Source organism: Pedobacter sp. 05T44, assembly GCF_056395985.1.
In genome coordinates this window covers 1-15,239 of record NZ_JBFTKO010000006.1, presented here as the reverse complement: position 1 = coordinate 15,239, position 15,239 = coordinate 1, and the positions used below count along the sequence as shown (strand labels likewise).

Genomic DNA, 15,239 nt, shown 5'->3' with positions numbered 1-15,239 from the left:
TACAAATGATAATTAAAGGCACCCTTTTTGGGTGCCTTTTTGTTTGTTATGTATATTTACCAAAATTGATTTTTATGGAACAACGTTTTCCTAAAGGCAACAAACCCAGAATTGTAATTGTAGGCGGTGGCTTTGGTGGCATTGAGCTGGCAAAGAAACTGCGAAATAAGGACATAGAAGTAATTATGCTCGACAAACATAATTACCATACATTTCAGCCGCTATTATATCAGGTTGCTACGGGAGGTTTAGAGGCCGACTCTATTGCTTTCCCACTAAGAAAAATCTTTAAAGGCCAAAAAAACCTAACCTTTAGGGTTACTGAAGTGAAAAAGGTTTTGCCTCTTGAAAATGCAATAGAAACTACCATCGGTATTTTTGAATACGATCATCTTGTAATTGCTACAGGATCAACCAGTAACTTTTTTGGGCAAGATGAGATTGAGCACAATGCCATGCCCATGAAATCCATTCCAGAGGCATTAAACCTTAGGAGTTTATTACTTCAAAATCTGGAATCAGCACAAATCGCTACAGATAAGCTTACCGAAGCTGAATTGTTGAATTTTGTGGTTGTTGGCGGTGGCCCCACCGGTGTTGAAACCTCAGGTGCAATTGCAGAACTTAAAAAGCACGTTTTAAAAAATGACTATCCTGAATTAGACCTTAAAAAAGTAAATATATTTTTGATAGAAGGTTCTCCTGAATTATTAGGAGCAATGTCTGTTCAGGCACAAAAGAAATCTGAAGAATTTCTTAGCGAGCTTGGTGTAACGGTTATGACCAATTCACGTGTTCAATCTTACGACGGGAAGCAGCTAATTCTTGTTGATGGCAGGATTATTCCTACTTCAACTGTAATTTGGTCGGCCGGAGTAAAAGGAGTAGTAATTGACGGATTAAATCCGCAATGTGTAGTCAGGGGAAATCGAGTAAAAGTTAATGAAATCAGCAGAGTTGATGGTCATGATAATATTTATGCTATTGGAGATGTAGCCGCAATGATTACAGAAGAGTTCCCTAATGGCTATCCAGGTGTTGCACCGGCAGCGATACAACAGGGAAAGCAACTTGCCGAAAATCTGATCAATATTATTGGCAACAAACCCACAGAACCTTTTAAGTACTTCGACAAAGGGGCAATGGCAACGGTAGGCAGAAACAGAGCGGTTGTAGATATCCATAAGGTTAGGTTTCAGGGCATATTTGCCTGGTTTACCTGGATGTTTGTTCACTTAATGACACTTGTTGGCTTTAGGAATAAACTGGTGGTATTTGTGAACTGGGTATGGAGCTATTTTAGTTACGACCGCGGAACAAGGTTAATTATCCGTCCGTTTCTAAGAGGAAACCCGGAACCTGAAGTAGTGGACCCCAAACCTGTTAAGGATGAAGCAAAAGTCAATTAAGCTTATTGAGTGCCCACGTGATGCCATGCAGGGTATTCATGATTTTATAGATACTGACGTTAAAGCAGCATATATTAACCTGCTCTTACAAGTCGGGTTCGACACCATAGATTTCGGTAGTTTCGTATCTCCCAAAGCAATTCCTCAGTTGCGGGATACACGTGAAGTTTTAGCTAAGCTGGATTTGAGCGCTACAAGTTCCAAACTCCTGGCTATTGTAGCTAATTTGCGTGGTGTTGAAGAAGCTGTTGCGCACAACGAGATAACCTATCTGGGTTTTCCATTTTCCATCTCAGAAACGTTTCAACAAAGAAATACCAATTCAAGTATCGCACAATCAATGGATACGGTAAAACAGATGCTTGAACTGTGCGATAAATACGGTAAAACAGCCGTTGTTTATTTATCTATGGGTTTTGGAAACCCATATGGGGATGAATGGAATGTAGAAATAGTTGAAAGGTGGGCAGATGAACTGATTGCCAATGGTGTGAAGATACTTTCATTGTCGGACACCACAGGTGTTTCTTCTCCTGAAAAAATCAGAGAGATCTTACCGTCTCTGGTGAAGAGATTTGAAAACACAGAGATCGGCTTGCATTTACACAGCACACCCGATACGCGCTTTGAGAAAATTGACACTGCTTATGAAAGTGGTTGCCGCCGGTTTGATAGTGCACTGAAAGGATTTGGAGGCTGCCCCATGGCTACGGACGACCTGACAGGTAATCTGGCCACAGAAGAACTCATTACCTACTTAGAAAGCAGGAATGAGGCCTTAAACCTGAATATGGACAAGTGGCAGGAAGCCGTTCTGTTTTCACAAAAGGTTTTCCCTTTGTATTAAATTTATTTTTGATTCCATCATCATCCTGAATTTATTTCAGGATGATGATAGTGTTACCCAAGCAACCCCGCTAAGCGTGATGGTGCTTTTTAACCATTTTGTAATGCTGTATACCTGCTTCTTCAAATTGTTCACCCTCTGCTATAAAGCCAAATCTTGAATATAATCTCATTGCGTCCAGCTGCGCATTTAAATAAATGTAATCTGCATCAGAAGGTAAGTCAGACAAGGCTGCAGCTACCAGGGCCTGTCCTATTCTTTTTCCTCTGAACTTTTTTAGTACAGCAAATCGTTCTAATTTATATCCATTTTCTGTTTTGCGCCAACGACATGCGCCACAAGGTTCGTTGTTTAACAATGCCAGAAAATGTTTAGAAACATCTTCATTTTCCCATTCCAGCTCTGGAGGGCAGTTCTGCTCTTCAACAAAAACGGTTTTTCTAATTGCAAATACCTTATCCAAATCTTGCGGATTGTTTACCTTAATTACCTGAAGTGCGTCCATGATTTCTATTTATTTTTAGCTTTTAAATGCAACAAAAAAAGCGCCACAAGTATAATTCCTGTKGCGCTTCGTAACTTTTACCCAAGGATTATAATTTGTCGCTTGCGTCTTTACAATTTAAATCTTCAAATGCTTGTGTTAAACGTTTAACAAAGGCTTCTTCACCCTTACGTAACCAAACACGAGGATCGTAGTATTTTTTATTAGGTTTATCTTCGCCATCAGGATTTCCGATTTGAGCTTGAAGATAAGCTTCGTTTGCTTTATAGTAATCCAAAATACCTTCCCACATTGCCCATTGCATATCTGTATCGATATTCATTTTAATAGCTCCGTAAGAAATAGCTTCTCTGATCTCTTCCTGAGAAGAACCAGAACCACCGTGGAATACAAAGTTAATAGGTTTATCAGCAGAAATATTGAATTTTTCTTTGATGAAATCCTGAGAATTTTTAAGAATTACTGGTTGTAATTTAACGTTACCAGGTTTATAAACACCGTGAACGTTACCAAACGCAGCTGCAACAGTGAATTTATCACTTACTTTGCTTAATTCTTCGTAGGCATAAGCTACTTCAGAAGGCTGAGTATATAATTTAGAACTATCTACATCACTGTTGTCAACGCCATCTTCTTCACCACCTGTAACACCAAGCTCGATTTCAATGGTCATGCCTAATTTAGCCATACGTGCTAAATATTTAGCAGAGATTTCCATATTCTCTTCGATAGACTCTTCAGATAAGTCAAGCATGTGTGAAGAAAACAATGGTTTTCCAGTTTCTGCAAAGAATTTTTCGCCATGATCTAACAATCCGTCGATCCATGGTAATAATTTTTTAGCAGCATGGTCAGTGTGTAATATTACAGCAACACCATAATGTTCAGCCAATAAATGAACGTGTTTAGCTGCAGATACTGCACCTAATACGCAAGCATTCAGATTATCATTATTTAATGTTTTACCTGCGTAGAATTGTGCTCCACCGTTAGAAAGTTGAATGATAACAGGTGAATTAACTGCTTTGGCAGTTTCCATTACTGCATTAATGGTATTTGTACCGGTAACATTTACTGCTGGCAAAGCAAATTGATGTTTTTTAGCCTGTTCAAACAATTCCTGAACGGCATCTCCGTAAATTACGCCCTTGTAGCCTTTTAAACTCATTTTTTATAATTTTATATCTGCCGAAGTTAGGAAAAATATCACTTTGGGCAAACCAATAAGGGGATTATTTTCAATTAAAACGTATTGTTTAGGCTTGGTAATGAACCGATCATGAATTATTTTATATTTTTTATATGATTTGGGCATTCATAATCGTTTAACTAAAGTATCCTTAAACTGTTCTAATTTTTTTTTGTTTCTTTGTAATCGCATTTTTCAAGAAATAACATGGCTTGGTTTAAAAGAGAGAAAAAAGGTATTAGTACGCTTACTGAAGAAAAAAAAGAAGCGCCAGACGGTTTATGGAACAAGTGTCCGAATTGTAAAAAAGCATTACATACTGCCGATCAAATAGAGAATAAATATGTTTGCCAATATTGTGACTATCATTTAAGAATAGGGTCTAAGGAATACTTTCAGGTATTATTTGACGATAATAAGTTCACCGAGCTTTTCTCAAATTTAACATCAGGAGATCCCTTGAATTTTACAGATAGCAAGCCCTACACTGAAAGGTTGGTAGAGAGCATGACTAAAACAGGCTTAAAAGACGCCATTAGAGCTGCTCACGGTAAAATAGAAGGTGAAGACATCATTATAGCTTGTATGGATTTCAATTTTATTGGCGGATCTATGGGTTCGGTAGTAGGTGAAAAAATTGCCCGTTCTATTGATTATGCAATAAAACATAAAGTTCCATTTTTAATGATCTCTAAATCTGGAGGTGCCCGGATGATGGAAGCTGCATTCTCGTTAATGCAAATGGCCAAAACTTCGGCTAAACTTGCACTGTTAAGTCAGGCCAAAGTTCCTTATATATCTTTGCTTACAGACCCAACTACTGGTGGTGTAACTGCTTCTTATGCGATGCTTGGTGATATTAACATTGCTGAGCCTGGTGCTTTGATCGGTTTTGCCGGTCCAAGGGTTATTAAAGAAACAATAAAGAAAGATCTGCCTAAGGGTTTCCAAACCGCAGAATTCGTTTTGGAACATGGTTTCCTTGATTTCATTGTAGATCGCAGAATGATGAAAGCTAAGCTTGCTGCTTTCCTTAAAATGATGAAGAACTAAAAAAATATATTATAATTAAAAAAGCCCGGTAAAATATTTTACCGGGCTTTTTTTGTATTTAACAAGTACTATTTGCTAGTATCTGTTGAAAGCGAATAAGGGAAATCTGACTCATTAGCGCCTCTTTCTTTATTCGGTGTCTCAGACATATCAAAATCTAAAGTAGCACCTTGTAATAAAGTAGAGTGGCTTAACCAGTTTTTAGAATATGGTTTACCGTTATACTTTAAGGTCTGTACGTACTTGTTATCAGCACTGTTTTTTGGTGCATTGATGGTAATCGTTTTACCGTTCTCTAAATTAAGCGTAACCTTTTTAAACAAAGGAGCACCGATAACATACTGATCTACAGCCGGAGTTACAGGATAAAACCCAAGAGCAGAGAACACATACCAAGCAGATGTTTGTCCGTTATCCTCATCTCCGCAATATCCATCAGGTGTAGCTTTATACATTCTATCCATCGTTTCGCGTACCCAATATTGAGTTTTCCATGGCGCGCCTGCATAATTATATAAATAAATCATATGCTGGATTGGCTGATTACCATGAGCGTATTGGCCCATGTTTGCAATTTGCATTTCACGAATCTCGTGGATCACACCACCATAATAACTATCGTCAAACACTGGAGGAAGTGTAAATACGGAATCCAGTTTCTGAACAAATTTATCTTTACCGCCCATTAACTTAGATAATCCATCAATATCCTGGAATACCGACCATGAATAATGCCAGCTATTTCCTTCTGTAAATGCATCGCCCCATTTGAATGGATTAAAAGGAGATTGGAATTTACCATCCTGATTTTTACCACGCATTAAACCTGTTGATGGATCAAACAGATTTTTATAGTTCATACTGCGTTTTTTATAAATATCTATTTCAGACGCAGGTTTGCCTAATGCTTTACCTAGTTGATAGATCGCAAAATCATCATAAGAATACTCCAATGTTCTGGCCGCATTTTCATTGATTTTTACATCGTAAGGCACATAACCTAATTCATTGTAGTATTTAACGCCGCGACGACCTGTAGCTTCAGGGCCTTCATTATTAGCGCCATGTTTTACAGCATCCCATAATGTATTGATGTCGTAGCCACGCATACCTTTAATGTAGGCATCAGCAACAACAGAAGCAGAGTTATTTCCGATCATACAATCAGAATAGCTAGGGCTCGACCACTCAGGCAGCCAGCCACCCTCTTTATAATCGTTCACCAAACCTTCCTGCATTTCTTTATTAACAGATGGATAAACAAGGTTAAGGAATGGATATAATGCTCTGAATGTATCCCAGAAACCTGTACCAGCAAATCTGTAACCTGGCGCTGTTTTACCAGTGTAGGGGCTATAGTGTACTATCTTATTGCTCTTATCAACCTCATACATTTTGTGAGGGAAAAACAAAGTGCGGTATAAACTCGAGTAAAAAGTACGAACCTGATCTATAGTTCCACCTTCAACAGAGATTTTGCTAAGTGTTTTGTTCCACACTGCTTTTCCTTTTTGTTTGGTTGTTTCGAAACTATCGTTTGATAATTCTCTTGTCAGATTGATATCTGCCTGCTCAAAGCTGATAAATGAAGAAGCAACTTTCATATTAACCTGCTCCCCTTTTTCGGTTTTAAACCCTATGATAGCACCTGAATGATCACTTTGCAACTCCAATGTATCTTTTGCAAGGTTTTTACCTCTCCATGCATTTGCAGATGTAAAAGGCTTATCAAAGTAAATAACAAAGTAGTTTTTAAAGTTTTCAAGCTTACCGCGGCTGTATCTGGTACTGTAACCAATTACTTTGCGTTCGCCAGGTATTATTTTGATGTATGACCCTTTATCAAAGGCGTCGATAACTACATAAGAATCATTTGTTTTTGGGAAGGTAAAACGGAACTGGGCAGCTCGTTCTGTAGGAGTGATTTCTGTTGTCACATCGGCATCAGCCAAATAAACGCTATAGTAATAAGGCTTAACGGTTTCAGATTTATGAGAATACCAGCTTGCTCTGTCATCCTGATTAAATCTCATTTTACCCGTTACAGGCATTACTGAGAACTGACCGTAATCATTCATCCATGGAGACGGCTGATGAGTTTGTTTAAATCCTCTTATTTTATCAGCGTCGTAGGTATAAGCCCATCCGTCGCCCATTTTACCAGTTTGTGGTGTCCAAAAGTTCATTCCCCATGGCAAAGCTATCGTTGGATAGGTATTTCCATTAGACAAATCTGGCTTACTTGCAGTACCCATTAGCGGATTAATCCATTCAACTGGATCCGTTACTTTGCCCACTGTCTGTGCAAACAGCGCAGAGGATGCCAGAACTAATGAGGCGGTTAAAAATTGTTTAATCATGGTTAAAAAATATCAAATGTGGTTATAATGCTGGTTTTTCTGAATATGCTTTCCACAGGTCATCTAAAGATTTACCTGTTTCTTTTTGCCATATCTCGTTTGTATAGGTATGATCGCGTAAGCTTGAATCTAGTTTTTTAACAATCCCTTTGTTGTCGTGATTTTCTAACCATGCCAGGAATCTTGCAGTAATTCTGTAACTGTTTTTATAACTGTGCGTGCTTTTAAGTTCAGGGAGCGTCCAACCTGCCCCAGGATTATCAACTCCAAACTTATAACGTACATAGTCGGCAATGCCCTCAGTCAGCCATCCCGGCCCGTTACTACGTCCGTAATTTTGAACGATATGCATTACCTCATGGGTTACCACATCTACATCTCCCGGGAATTTCTTGAAATAAGCTGCGCTATAAGTTACTTTTCCTGCTCCGGTAGCCGCAACTCCATCGTAAGCCGTATCAATCACAAAATAGACTTCTTTGTTAGTGTTTGGATTATACTCCTGACTAAGCAACGGATAAACTTTAAAGAAAGTTTCAATCATTCTTTTTTTTAGGGCAGGATCAAATGTTGGATCCTGGCTGGTAAAATTAAGGGTAAGACCATCTTTTTTAATTGTTTCGGTCTCCTGGGCTTTTAGATGATGACTGAAGATCATCGTTAAAGCCATGGAAAGTAATACTGTTGTGGTTCGTTTCATATTAAATTCTAAAAAAATTAAACGATTTAGCACACAAATAAACATAATAAAATGAAGATTCCCTAGTTGATAATGGTAACAAAGTAATAATAAAAGATCAGAGTTACGAAAAAAAGCCATCTTTTGAAGATGGCTTTTAATAATTTATACTAAAAATGTTAACTATACGGTCACATTTTGACTCACAATCTGTTTCACTTTCTCAACTACAAAATCTAGTTCTTCCTTTGTATTGTATTTGCTAAACGAGAACCTTACCGATGGGCGGTTAGGATCAGCAGCTATACCGGTAAGCACGTGAGACCCGATATTGGACCCTGATGAACACGCACTTCCACCTGATGCAGAAATACCGTTAATATCAAGGTTAAACAAAAGCATATCAGCCATGTCCATTGCCGGGAAAGAAACATTTAAAACGGTATACAAGCTTTTTTCAGGTTCAGTCTCTCCGTTAAAAAAGAGATCAGGTACTTCATTACTTAACCTATCCTTCAAATATGTCTTCAATTCTTGTATATGCTGTTGATGTTCCGCCATTTCTCCATATGCTATTTGCAAGGCCTTTGCCAGGCCTACAATACCATAAACATTTTCTGTTCCACCACGCATATTGCGTTCCTGTGCACCTCCAAAAATCATCGGACTGATTTTTATAGAATGGTTAACGTATAGAAAGCCAACACCTTTTGGACCATGTAATTTATGGGCAGCACAAACAATAAAATGAGCTTTAAGCTTTCTTACATCGTGCACATAATGCCCCATGGTTTGTACTGTATCACAATGATAAATGGCATTATATTGTTCGCAGATATCACCTACCCTTTCCAGATCTGTTAAAGTTCCCAATTCATTATTTGCATGCATTAGGGATACAAAAGAACGCTCATTGTTTTTAAGCAGCTCTTCAAGATGGTCATAGTCGATATTGCCTTTTGCATCCACATTAACAAAACTCAGCTTATCAATTACACCTTGCTCTAAAAGCATATTAAGCGTGTGTTCTACTGCATGGTGCTCAATTTTAGAGGTAATGGCATGTTTTATATTAAAGGCAGCAATACCGCAACGAATGGCTGTATTATCAGCCTCTGTACCTCCTGATGTAAAGAAAATTTCTGYAGGTGTTGCATTTAAAAGTCCGGAAACAGTTTTTCTGGCCTTTTCAATTAATGTACGTACCTCACGTCCCTGGGCGTGTATGGATGATGGATTACCATAATAAGAATTCATCACCTTAACCATTTCCTCTATCACTACTGCATCCAGGGGTGTAGTTGCAGCATTATCTAAATAAATTCTTTCCATTTTTTTTACTAACTCAATTTTAATATTTCTTTGATGTCGGAGATTATTTTTGTAGCTAAACCTTCGGCTACAGTTTCAGATCCGGCTTCACTATAGATACGAATAATTGGTTCTGTGTTTGATCTGCGAAGGTGTACCCATTCCTTATCAAACTCAATTTTTAATCCGTCTATTGTACTGTTTGGCTGATTTTTATATTTCTCCTGAACCTTTACCAACAAGGCATCAATATCCATTTCAGGAGTTAATGTGATTTTATTTTTAGAGATGTAATACTCAGGGTAGCTTTTGCGTAAAAGAGAGATAGACTTACCAAATTTAGCCAGATGAGTTAAGAACAAAGCTATTCCAACTAAAGCATCGCGACCATAGTGAAGTTCAGGGTAGATAATTCCTCCGTTCCCTTCTCCGCCAATCACAGCATTTGTAGCTTTCATTTTGTTAACCACGTTAACTTCACCTACTGCCGATGCATTATATGTTCCGCCAGAATTTTCAGTTACATCTCTAAGCGCTCTTGTAGAAGATAAGTTAGATACTGAATTACCTGGTGTGTTTTTAAGGATGTAATCTGCTACAGCTACTAATGTGTATTCTTCGCCAAACATAGATCCATCTTCGCAAACAAAGCATAAACGATCTACGTCAGGGTCAACAACAATACCAAGATCAGCATTTTTGCTCTGTACAACTTTAGCAATCTCCGTTAAGTTTTCAGGAAGCGGTTCCGGATTATGGGGAAAATGGCCGTCAGGTTCACAATACAACTCATAAACAGTTTCAACTCCTAAAGCTTTTAGCAAAGCTGGTACAAATATACCTCCTGTTGAGTTAACACAATCAATTGCAATTTTAAAATTAGCAGCTTTTATTGCTTCAACATCCACTAATGGCAACGCAAGAATAACATCAATATGCTTTTGCAAATATGTATCATTACTTATCACTTTACCTAAATCATCAACATCAGCAAATGCAAACTCAGATTTCTCCGCAATTTCCAGAACATCCTTTCCATCTGCATCACTAATAAATTCACCTTTCTCGTTAAGGAGTTTCAATGCATTCCACTGTTTTGGATTATGGCTCGCTGTTAAAATTATACCACCACCGGCATTTTCCATCGGAACAGCAATTTCAACAGTTGGAGTGGTAGATAAACCAAGGTCGATTACTTCAATACCCAAACCTTGCAGGGTACCGATAACCAGGTTATTTACCATTTCGCCAGATATCCTGGCATCACGGCCCAGAACAATTCTTTTGTTATTTGTTTTGCTGATTACCCATGAACCATAGGCTGCAGTGAATTTTACAATATCGATTGGGGTTAAACCATTACCGGCAATACCACCGATTGTCCCCCTTATTCCAGAAATAGATTTTATTAGTGTCAATTTGTTGATTATTTTTTTTCCAAAAATAACAAAAAATAGGCAAAGCAGGTTAACTCAGCACCATGCATTCGTAAAATTATGCTATATTTCCTTTGCTGTCTATTTAAAATTTTTCGTAGAGGAGGTAGCGATAAAATTGTTTTATGATAACAATTTTATCTAAGTTTGTTTTTTTTCTAAAACATCAAAATACAGGCTCTATGCAGCGAAAATGGTTCCAATATTGGTTTAACTCTCCTTTCTATCACATACTATATAGTCAGCGTAATGATGCCGAAGCAGAGTTTTTAATTGATAACCTTTCTGCTTACCTGAAACCAGCCGCAAATTCCAGAATTTTAGACATCGCCTGCGGAAGAGGTCGACATTCAATTTATCTTAATAAAAAAGGTTATGATGTAACCGGAATTGACTTATCAGAGCAAAGTATTAAATATGCCCAGCAATTTGAACAAAAGAACCTTCATTTCTTTGTTCATGATATGCGCAAGCTTTCTTTTATCAACTATTTTGACATTGCAATGAACCTATTTACCAGTTTCGGTTATTTTGAAACGGAAAAGGAGCATGTGAATGCAATGAAGGCGTTCAGAAAAAGCTTAAAAGAAGACGGGACGTTGGTGATAGATTATTTTAACACGCAAAAAATCCTTAAAAATCTCACCCAGCAAGAGATAAAAACCGTAGAAGGTATTGAATTTCACCTGCATAAATTTGTAGCCGAGGGGAAAATTATTAAACATATAAATTTCGAGCATAGAGATAAACCTTATGCCTTCGAAGAACGTGTGCAGGCTTTTACTCTTCAAGATTTTGAACGTATGTTTGAGAAAAGCGGACTAAAGATAGCAGCTACTTTTGGAAGTTATGGATTAGATCCTTTTGATGAAAGCAAATCGGACAGATTGATACTAATTTGCAAAAAAGCATGATAGAAAGTTTACAACAATTTGATGTAGAACTTTTTCTTAAGATCCATAGAGGCCTTGCTAATCCATTTTTTGATTGGCTGCTCCCTTTAATGCGCAATCGTTATTTTTGGGCGCCATTATATTTGTTCATCATTATTTTCTCATTTATTGAGTACAAAAAGAAAGGCTGGTACATCATTGGGATGTTACTTGTTACATTTGCTATTGGTGATATGGTTGCATCAAGGCTTATTAAACCTGCAGTAGCAAGAATAAGACCTTGTAATGAAATAACACTGGCTGATGATATCATTCACCGTGTGCCTTGCGGAAGTGGCTATAGCTTCCCTTCTGCGCATGCTACAAATCATTTTGCAATAGCTGTATTTCTTATCTTTGTATTTTACGACAGATGGAAACCAGTGCTACCAATTGGACTTTTCTGGGCATTTATTATTTCGTTCTCTCAGATTTATGTAGGTGTTCACTACCCTATTGACACCATGGTGGGCGCAATACTTGGTACGCTTATAGGCTTATTGACATCGAAAATTTATAAAAAATTACAACCACAGTTATAATGGAAATCTGGAAGGTATTAATTCTATTTCTTAGTGCATTTTTGGGAGGTTCTGCTATTTTTTTAGTTAAAAGCGACAAGTCCCAGCTTTTAAAACTGATTCTCTCTTTTAGTGGTGCCTATTTATTTGCGATAACTGTTTTACATTTAATTCCAGATGCATACAGTGGTTCTGACCCGCAGGAAATTGGAATATTTATTCTTATAGGTTTCTTATTACAGATATTTTTAGAGCAATTTTCTGAAGGCGTAGAGCATGGTCACATCCACAAACACCATGAGACACAAGTATTTCCATACGGAATTATGATTAGTCTTTGTCTTCATGCTTTTCTTGAGGGAATGCCTTTAGCAAAAGATCAGCATAATGCTTTGATATTTGGAATTTCACTTCATCACATCCCCGCTGCCTTTGCATTAGCCAGTATTTTAATGCAAAATCAATTTAAAAAGAGTAACATACTCATTTACATTGGGATTTTTGCCATAATGGCCCCCTTTGGGTTTTACGTAAGCTATGGGCTTAGCAATGGAACTATTGGTGGTATTGAGAATTATTTCAACAGAATTATGGGAATTGTAATCGGTATATTCTTGCATATTTCTACTACCATATTATTCGAGTCGAGCGTAGATCACAAGGTATCAAAACGTAAAATGATTGCCGTACTGTGCGGCATAGCGATTGCACTAATTGGGTATTTCAGCTCTAGCCATTCGCATTAAGCATATATTAGCCTCTCATTTTATCAAGTAAATCATTTAGTGTAGTGGCTTCCTGTTCGGTTAAATTTGATGAGATCAGTACTGAAAGACTAACCTCCTGATCCATCAGTTCAAGCAATTCCAGGCCTTTGTCGCTTATTCTAATATCAACAGCTCGTTTATCTACAGCATTTGACTCTTTTATAACAAGTCCTTTTTGCACCAGTCTATCCACTATTCTTGAAGTATCACTCATTTTATCGAGCATTCTTGATTTCAGAAGATTTATGGTAGCCGGACTAGGATTTTGTCCGCGCAAAATTCTTAAAATATTAAATTGCTGAGTAGTAACCTCAAAAGGCAGGATCGTTTGCTTTAGTTTCTCGGTACACCAATTACTGGTATGCCACACATTTACAATGGCCTGGTGATGGATGCTCTCAAATTTTGTGGTAAGCGTTTCTTTCTGCAACTGCATCTTTTCGTTCTTTATTTGTTTGGTGGTGTAGCTTTTATTTTTTGCTTCCCAAATCCCCATGGACAATGTTTACACTTATTTTTACAGCAATAACCACGTTTTAAGTGATAAGCTTCTGTAAAAACCATAAAGCCATTTTCATTGAAGTAATAATCTACACCTTCTTTCATCAGTTAAGCAATTTCACTACCAAACTTTTTTCGTAATGTTTCTTTAAATGGTATCCATTACCATGATTAGTCCAAACTTGTTTAGGTTTTACCTTTTCTATCGTTAAAATTATATCATTCCAATCGGCATGATCTGATATGTACAATTGAATTTCATGGCTACTTTGAAGGTGTTTCCAGCCTGTTGCAAATATCCTGATCACATTAATTGCCTTAAAATAGCTCTTAAAAACCATTGGCGGAACCATATAAACCATGTTTGTATGATTGTTCTTCATTACTTTACGGTCATAGATCTCATACTTCCCTAAATTTACTCCCATTTGCTCATATATTTTCACAAAAGGTAACATACTATAGTGAACAAGTATCCTTTTTTCTGTACAGTAATCATTCATCAAGCTGATCAAACGCTGGCATTTACCTAAGGCATATGCACCAAGCATAATATTACTGGTAGTTGAGCTCAGCTTAATTATTTCTTCCTCGGCAATCGGGTGTTGTGTTTCCGGATCAGCAAATGTGGTTTCAGTTATCAAGACATCTGCTTCTACAAATTCTACCGGTTCGCAGGTTTTATCTGGTTGGAGCTTATAATCGCCAGTATAAAGATACTTTACTCCTTCATACTCCATTAGCACCATAGCAGAGCCTAAAATATGTCCTGCCGGAATAAAACTTACTTTAACCCCATTCACATCAAAAGTTTGATGATACTCCATGATGTAGAATTCTCCACCTGCAAATTTCTTGTATCTATGATGMATAAATAAAGAGGTTGCCATTGTACAGTACACATTGTGGTTACCTCCAACTGCATGATCGCCATGGGCATGCGAAATGACTGCATTTTTAACTGCTTCTTTTGGATCCAGATAAAAATTACCGTACCTGCAAAACAGACCGGTCTTATCGATCTCTATAAAATCTTCTAATATCATTAAGGTTTGGTATTGAGAAACAACTGATGGAGACCCATTACCTGATTAATAAGGGAATCTGTTTCGTTGTTGTTGATCAGGTAATCAGCCATCTGTATTTTCTTTTCGTCGGTAAACTGCTTGTCCATTCTGGCTTTTACCTGATCGGCAGTTACTCTATCGCGTTTCATTACGCGATCTAATTTGAGTTCCAATGGTGCAGTAACGAGAATGTTCTTATCACACATTCTGTAAGAACCACTTTCAAACAATAAAGCAGCTTCTTTAAGTATATAAGGAACCTTTTCGGGCAATTGATTAACCCAGTTATCGAATGCTCTAAAAACTGCAGGGTGAACTAATGCGTTTAACTTGGCCAGCTCCCCGGCGTCGTTAAATACGATACCAGCGATATGCTTATTATTTAATATATCTCCAGGCAGATAGCTTTCTTTGCCAAAGGTATCTTTAACACCCTGGATTAGAATGGCATCATTTACCATAATTTCTTTAGCTATGGTATCGGCATAGAATACGGAGACACCCAACGTTTCAAAAATTTTGCAAATAGTAGTCTTCCCGCTACCAATTCCTCCTGTAATCCCTACTTTTAACATTATTTCTCAATTATAAAATCAATCTTCTCGGGAACAATATTCACCAATTTACAATAATCCGGAAAGCGGGTTATTTTAACTCTTAGC

General features: G+C 37.5%; 16 protein-coding genes. 6 read left to right on the top strand and 10 right to left on the bottom strand.

From position 1 onward, the window contains the following. The first annotated feature begins 74 nt into the window (after positions 1-74). Both AC1DDK_RS11405 and AC1DDK_RS11400 read left to right on the top strand, forming a co-directional pair. Complete coding sequence (locus tag AC1DDK_RS11405; protein WP_337716480.1) at positions 75-1,409, top strand: NAD(P)/FAD-dependent oxidoreductase; 1,335 nt, start codon at positions 75-77, stop codon at positions 1,407-1,409. Further along, on the top strand, positions 1,390-2,256 hold the full coding sequence (locus tag AC1DDK_RS11400; RefSeq protein WP_337716478.1) for a hydroxymethylglutaryl-CoA lyase: 867 nt from the start codon (positions 1,390-1,392) through the stop codon (positions 2,254-2,256). The genes AC1DDK_RS11405 and AC1DDK_RS11400 overlap by 20 nt, the downstream gene beginning before the upstream one ends. A 70-nt stretch (positions 2,257-2,326) precedes the next feature. Here the strand turns inward: AC1DDK_RS11400 and AC1DDK_RS11395 are convergent, their stop codons facing one another. Continuing rightward, the gene (locus AC1DDK_RS11395) at positions 2,327-2,761 is read right to left on the bottom strand and encodes a GNAT family N-acetyltransferase (RefSeq protein ID WP_172659605.1); all 435 of its coding nucleotides are present in this window, start codon (positions 2,759-2,761) and stop codon (positions 2,327-2,329) included. 88 nt (positions 2,762-2,849) lie between these two features. Next, positions 2,850-3,929 carry a class II fructose-bisphosphate aldolase gene (gene fbaA / locus AC1DDK_RS11390; RefSeq protein ID WP_048906924.1) on the bottom strand — a complete coding sequence of 360 codons (1,080 nt, stop codon included), beginning with the start codon at positions 3,927-3,929 and terminating at the stop codon, positions 2,850-2,852. Between the two features lie 228 nt (positions 3,930-4,157). Between fbaA and accD the strand changes: the two genes are divergently transcribed. Beyond that, entirely contained in the window at positions 4,158-5,003 is an 846-nt protein-coding gene (accD, locus tag AC1DDK_RS11385) for an acetyl-CoA carboxylase, carboxyltransferase subunit beta (RefSeq protein WP_294872650.1), read from the top strand. 68 nt (positions 5,004-5,071) lie between these two features. On the opposite strand, the gene AC1DDK_RS11380 is transcribed toward accD, so the two are convergent. From AC1DDK_RS11380 to glmM, 4 genes are all read right to left on the bottom strand, one after another. Then, a complete protein-coding gene (locus tag AC1DDK_RS11380; RefSeq protein WP_172659603.1) occupies positions 5,072-7,363 on the bottom strand; it encodes a GH92 family glycosyl hydrolase in 2,292 nt (763 codons plus the stop codon). Positions 7,364-7,385: 22 nt separating this feature from the next. Further along, positions 7,386-8,063 carry a basic secretory protein-like protein gene (locus AC1DDK_RS11375; RefSeq protein ID WP_288883966.1) on the bottom strand — a complete coding sequence of 226 codons (678 nt, stop codon included), beginning with the start codon at positions 8,061-8,063 and terminating at the stop codon, positions 7,386-7,388. Between the two features lie 162 nt (positions 8,064-8,225). Further along, positions 8,226-9,374 (bottom strand): cysteine desulfurase family protein, encoded by a 1,149-nt coding sequence (locus tag AC1DDK_RS11370; RefSeq protein ID WP_477633908.1) that lies wholly within the window; start codon positions 9,372-9,374, stop codon positions 8,226-8,228. An 8-nt stretch (positions 9,375-9,382) separates the two neighbouring features. Beyond that, positions 9,383-10,771 carry a phosphoglucosamine mutase gene (gene glmM, locus AC1DDK_RS11365; protein ID WP_172659600.1) on the bottom strand — a complete coding sequence of 463 codons (1,389 nt, stop codon included), beginning with the start codon at positions 10,769-10,771 and terminating at the stop codon, positions 9,383-9,385. Between the two features lie 200 nt (positions 10,772-10,971). Between glmM and AC1DDK_RS11360 the strand changes: the two genes are divergently transcribed. The 3 genes from AC1DDK_RS11360 to AC1DDK_RS11350 are packed head-to-tail and all read left to right on the top strand — an operon-like array spanning position 10,972 to position 12,988. After that, positions 10,972-11,703, top strand: coding sequence for a class I SAM-dependent methyltransferase (locus AC1DDK_RS11360; protein ID WP_048906943.1), 732 nt, complete (start codon positions 10,972-10,974; stop codon positions 11,701-11,703). Continuing rightward, entirely contained in the window at positions 11,700-12,263 is a 564-nt protein-coding gene (locus tag AC1DDK_RS11355) for a phosphatase PAP2 family protein (protein ID WP_288880945.1), read from the top strand. The genes AC1DDK_RS11360 and AC1DDK_RS11355 overlap by 4 nt, the downstream gene beginning before the upstream one ends. Next, positions 12,263-12,988 carry a ZIP family metal transporter gene (locus AC1DDK_RS11350; RefSeq protein ID WP_172659598.1) on the top strand — a complete coding sequence of 242 codons (726 nt, stop codon included), beginning with the start codon at positions 12,263-12,265 and terminating at the stop codon, positions 12,986-12,988. The genes AC1DDK_RS11355 and AC1DDK_RS11350 overlap by 1 nt, the downstream gene beginning before the upstream one ends. Positions 12,989-12,995: 7 nt before the next feature. Here the strand turns inward: AC1DDK_RS11350 and AC1DDK_RS11345 are convergent, their stop codons facing one another. The 4 genes from AC1DDK_RS11345 to coaE are packed head-to-tail and all read right to left on the bottom strand — an operon-like array spanning position 12,996 to position 15,152. Then, the gene (locus AC1DDK_RS11345; RefSeq protein ID WP_172659597.1) at positions 12,996-13,445 is read right to left on the bottom strand and encodes a MarR family winged helix-turn-helix transcriptional regulator; all 450 of its coding nucleotides are present in this window, start codon (positions 13,443-13,445) and stop codon (positions 12,996-12,998) included. An 11-nt stretch (positions 13,446-13,456) separates the two neighbouring features. After that, complete coding sequence (locus AC1DDK_RS11340; protein WP_172659596.1) at positions 13,457-13,615, bottom strand: DUF5522 domain-containing protein; 159 nt, start codon at positions 13,613-13,615, stop codon at positions 13,457-13,459. Next, a complete protein-coding gene (locus AC1DDK_RS11335) occupies positions 13,615-14,556 on the bottom strand; it encodes an exonuclease (protein WP_477633907.1) in 942 nt (313 codons plus the stop codon). The genes AC1DDK_RS11340 and AC1DDK_RS11335 overlap by 1 nt, the downstream gene beginning before the upstream one ends. Beyond that, complete coding sequence (coaE, locus tag AC1DDK_RS11330) at positions 14,556-15,152, bottom strand: dephospho-CoA kinase (RefSeq protein WP_288880952.1); 597 nt, start codon at positions 15,150-15,152, stop codon at positions 14,556-14,558. Before coaE ends, AC1DDK_RS11335 begins: the two co-directional genes overlap by 1 nt. Positions 15,153-15,239 lie beyond the last annotated feature (87 nt).

Coding starts and splice junctions, on each gene's coding strand:
- AC1DDK_RS11405 (WP_337716480.1), top strand. CDS start 75: ATGGAACAACGTTTTCCTAAAGGCAACAAACCCAGAATTGTAATTGTA.
- AC1DDK_RS11400 (WP_337716478.1), top strand. CDS start 1,390: ATGAAGCAAAAGTCAATTAAGCTTATTGAGTGCCCACGTGATGCCATG.
- AC1DDK_RS11395 (WP_172659605.1), bottom strand. CDS start 2,761: ATGGACGCACTTCAGGTAATTAAGGTAAACAATCCGCAAGATTTGGAT.
- fbaA (WP_048906924.1), bottom strand. CDS start 3,929: ATGAGTTTAAAAGGCTACAAGGGCGTAATTTACGGAGATGCCGTTCAG.
- accD (WP_294872650.1), top strand. CDS start 4,158: ATGGCTTGGTTTAAAAGAGAGAAAAAAGGTATTAGTACGCTTACTGAA.
- AC1DDK_RS11380 (WP_172659603.1), bottom strand. CDS start 7,363: ATGATTAAACAATTTTTAACCGCCTCATTAGTTCTGGCATCCTCTGCG.
- AC1DDK_RS11375 (WP_288883966.1), bottom strand. CDS start 8,063: ATGAAACGAACCACAACAGTATTACTTTCCATGGCTTTAACGATGATC.
- AC1DDK_RS11360 (WP_048906943.1), top strand. CDS start 10,972: ATGCAGCGAAAATGGTTCCAATATTGGTTTAACTCTCCTTTCTATCAC.
- AC1DDK_RS11355 (WP_288880945.1), top strand. CDS start 11,700: ATGATAGAAAGTTTACAACAATTTGATGTAGAACTTTTTCTTAAGATC.
- AC1DDK_RS11350 (WP_172659598.1), top strand. CDS start 12,263: ATGGAAATCTGGAAGGTATTAATTCTATTTCTTAGTGCATTTTTGGGA.
- AC1DDK_RS11345 (WP_172659597.1), bottom strand. CDS start 13,445: ATGCAGTTGCAGAAAGAAACGCTTACCACAAAATTTGAGAGCATCCAT.
- AC1DDK_RS11340 (WP_172659596.1), bottom strand. CDS start 13,615: ATGAAAGAAGGTGTAGATTATTACTTCAATGAAAATGGCTTTATGGTT.
- coaE (WP_288880952.1), bottom strand. CDS start 15,152: ATGTTAAAAGTAGGGATTACAGGAGGAATTGGTAGCGGGAAGACTACT.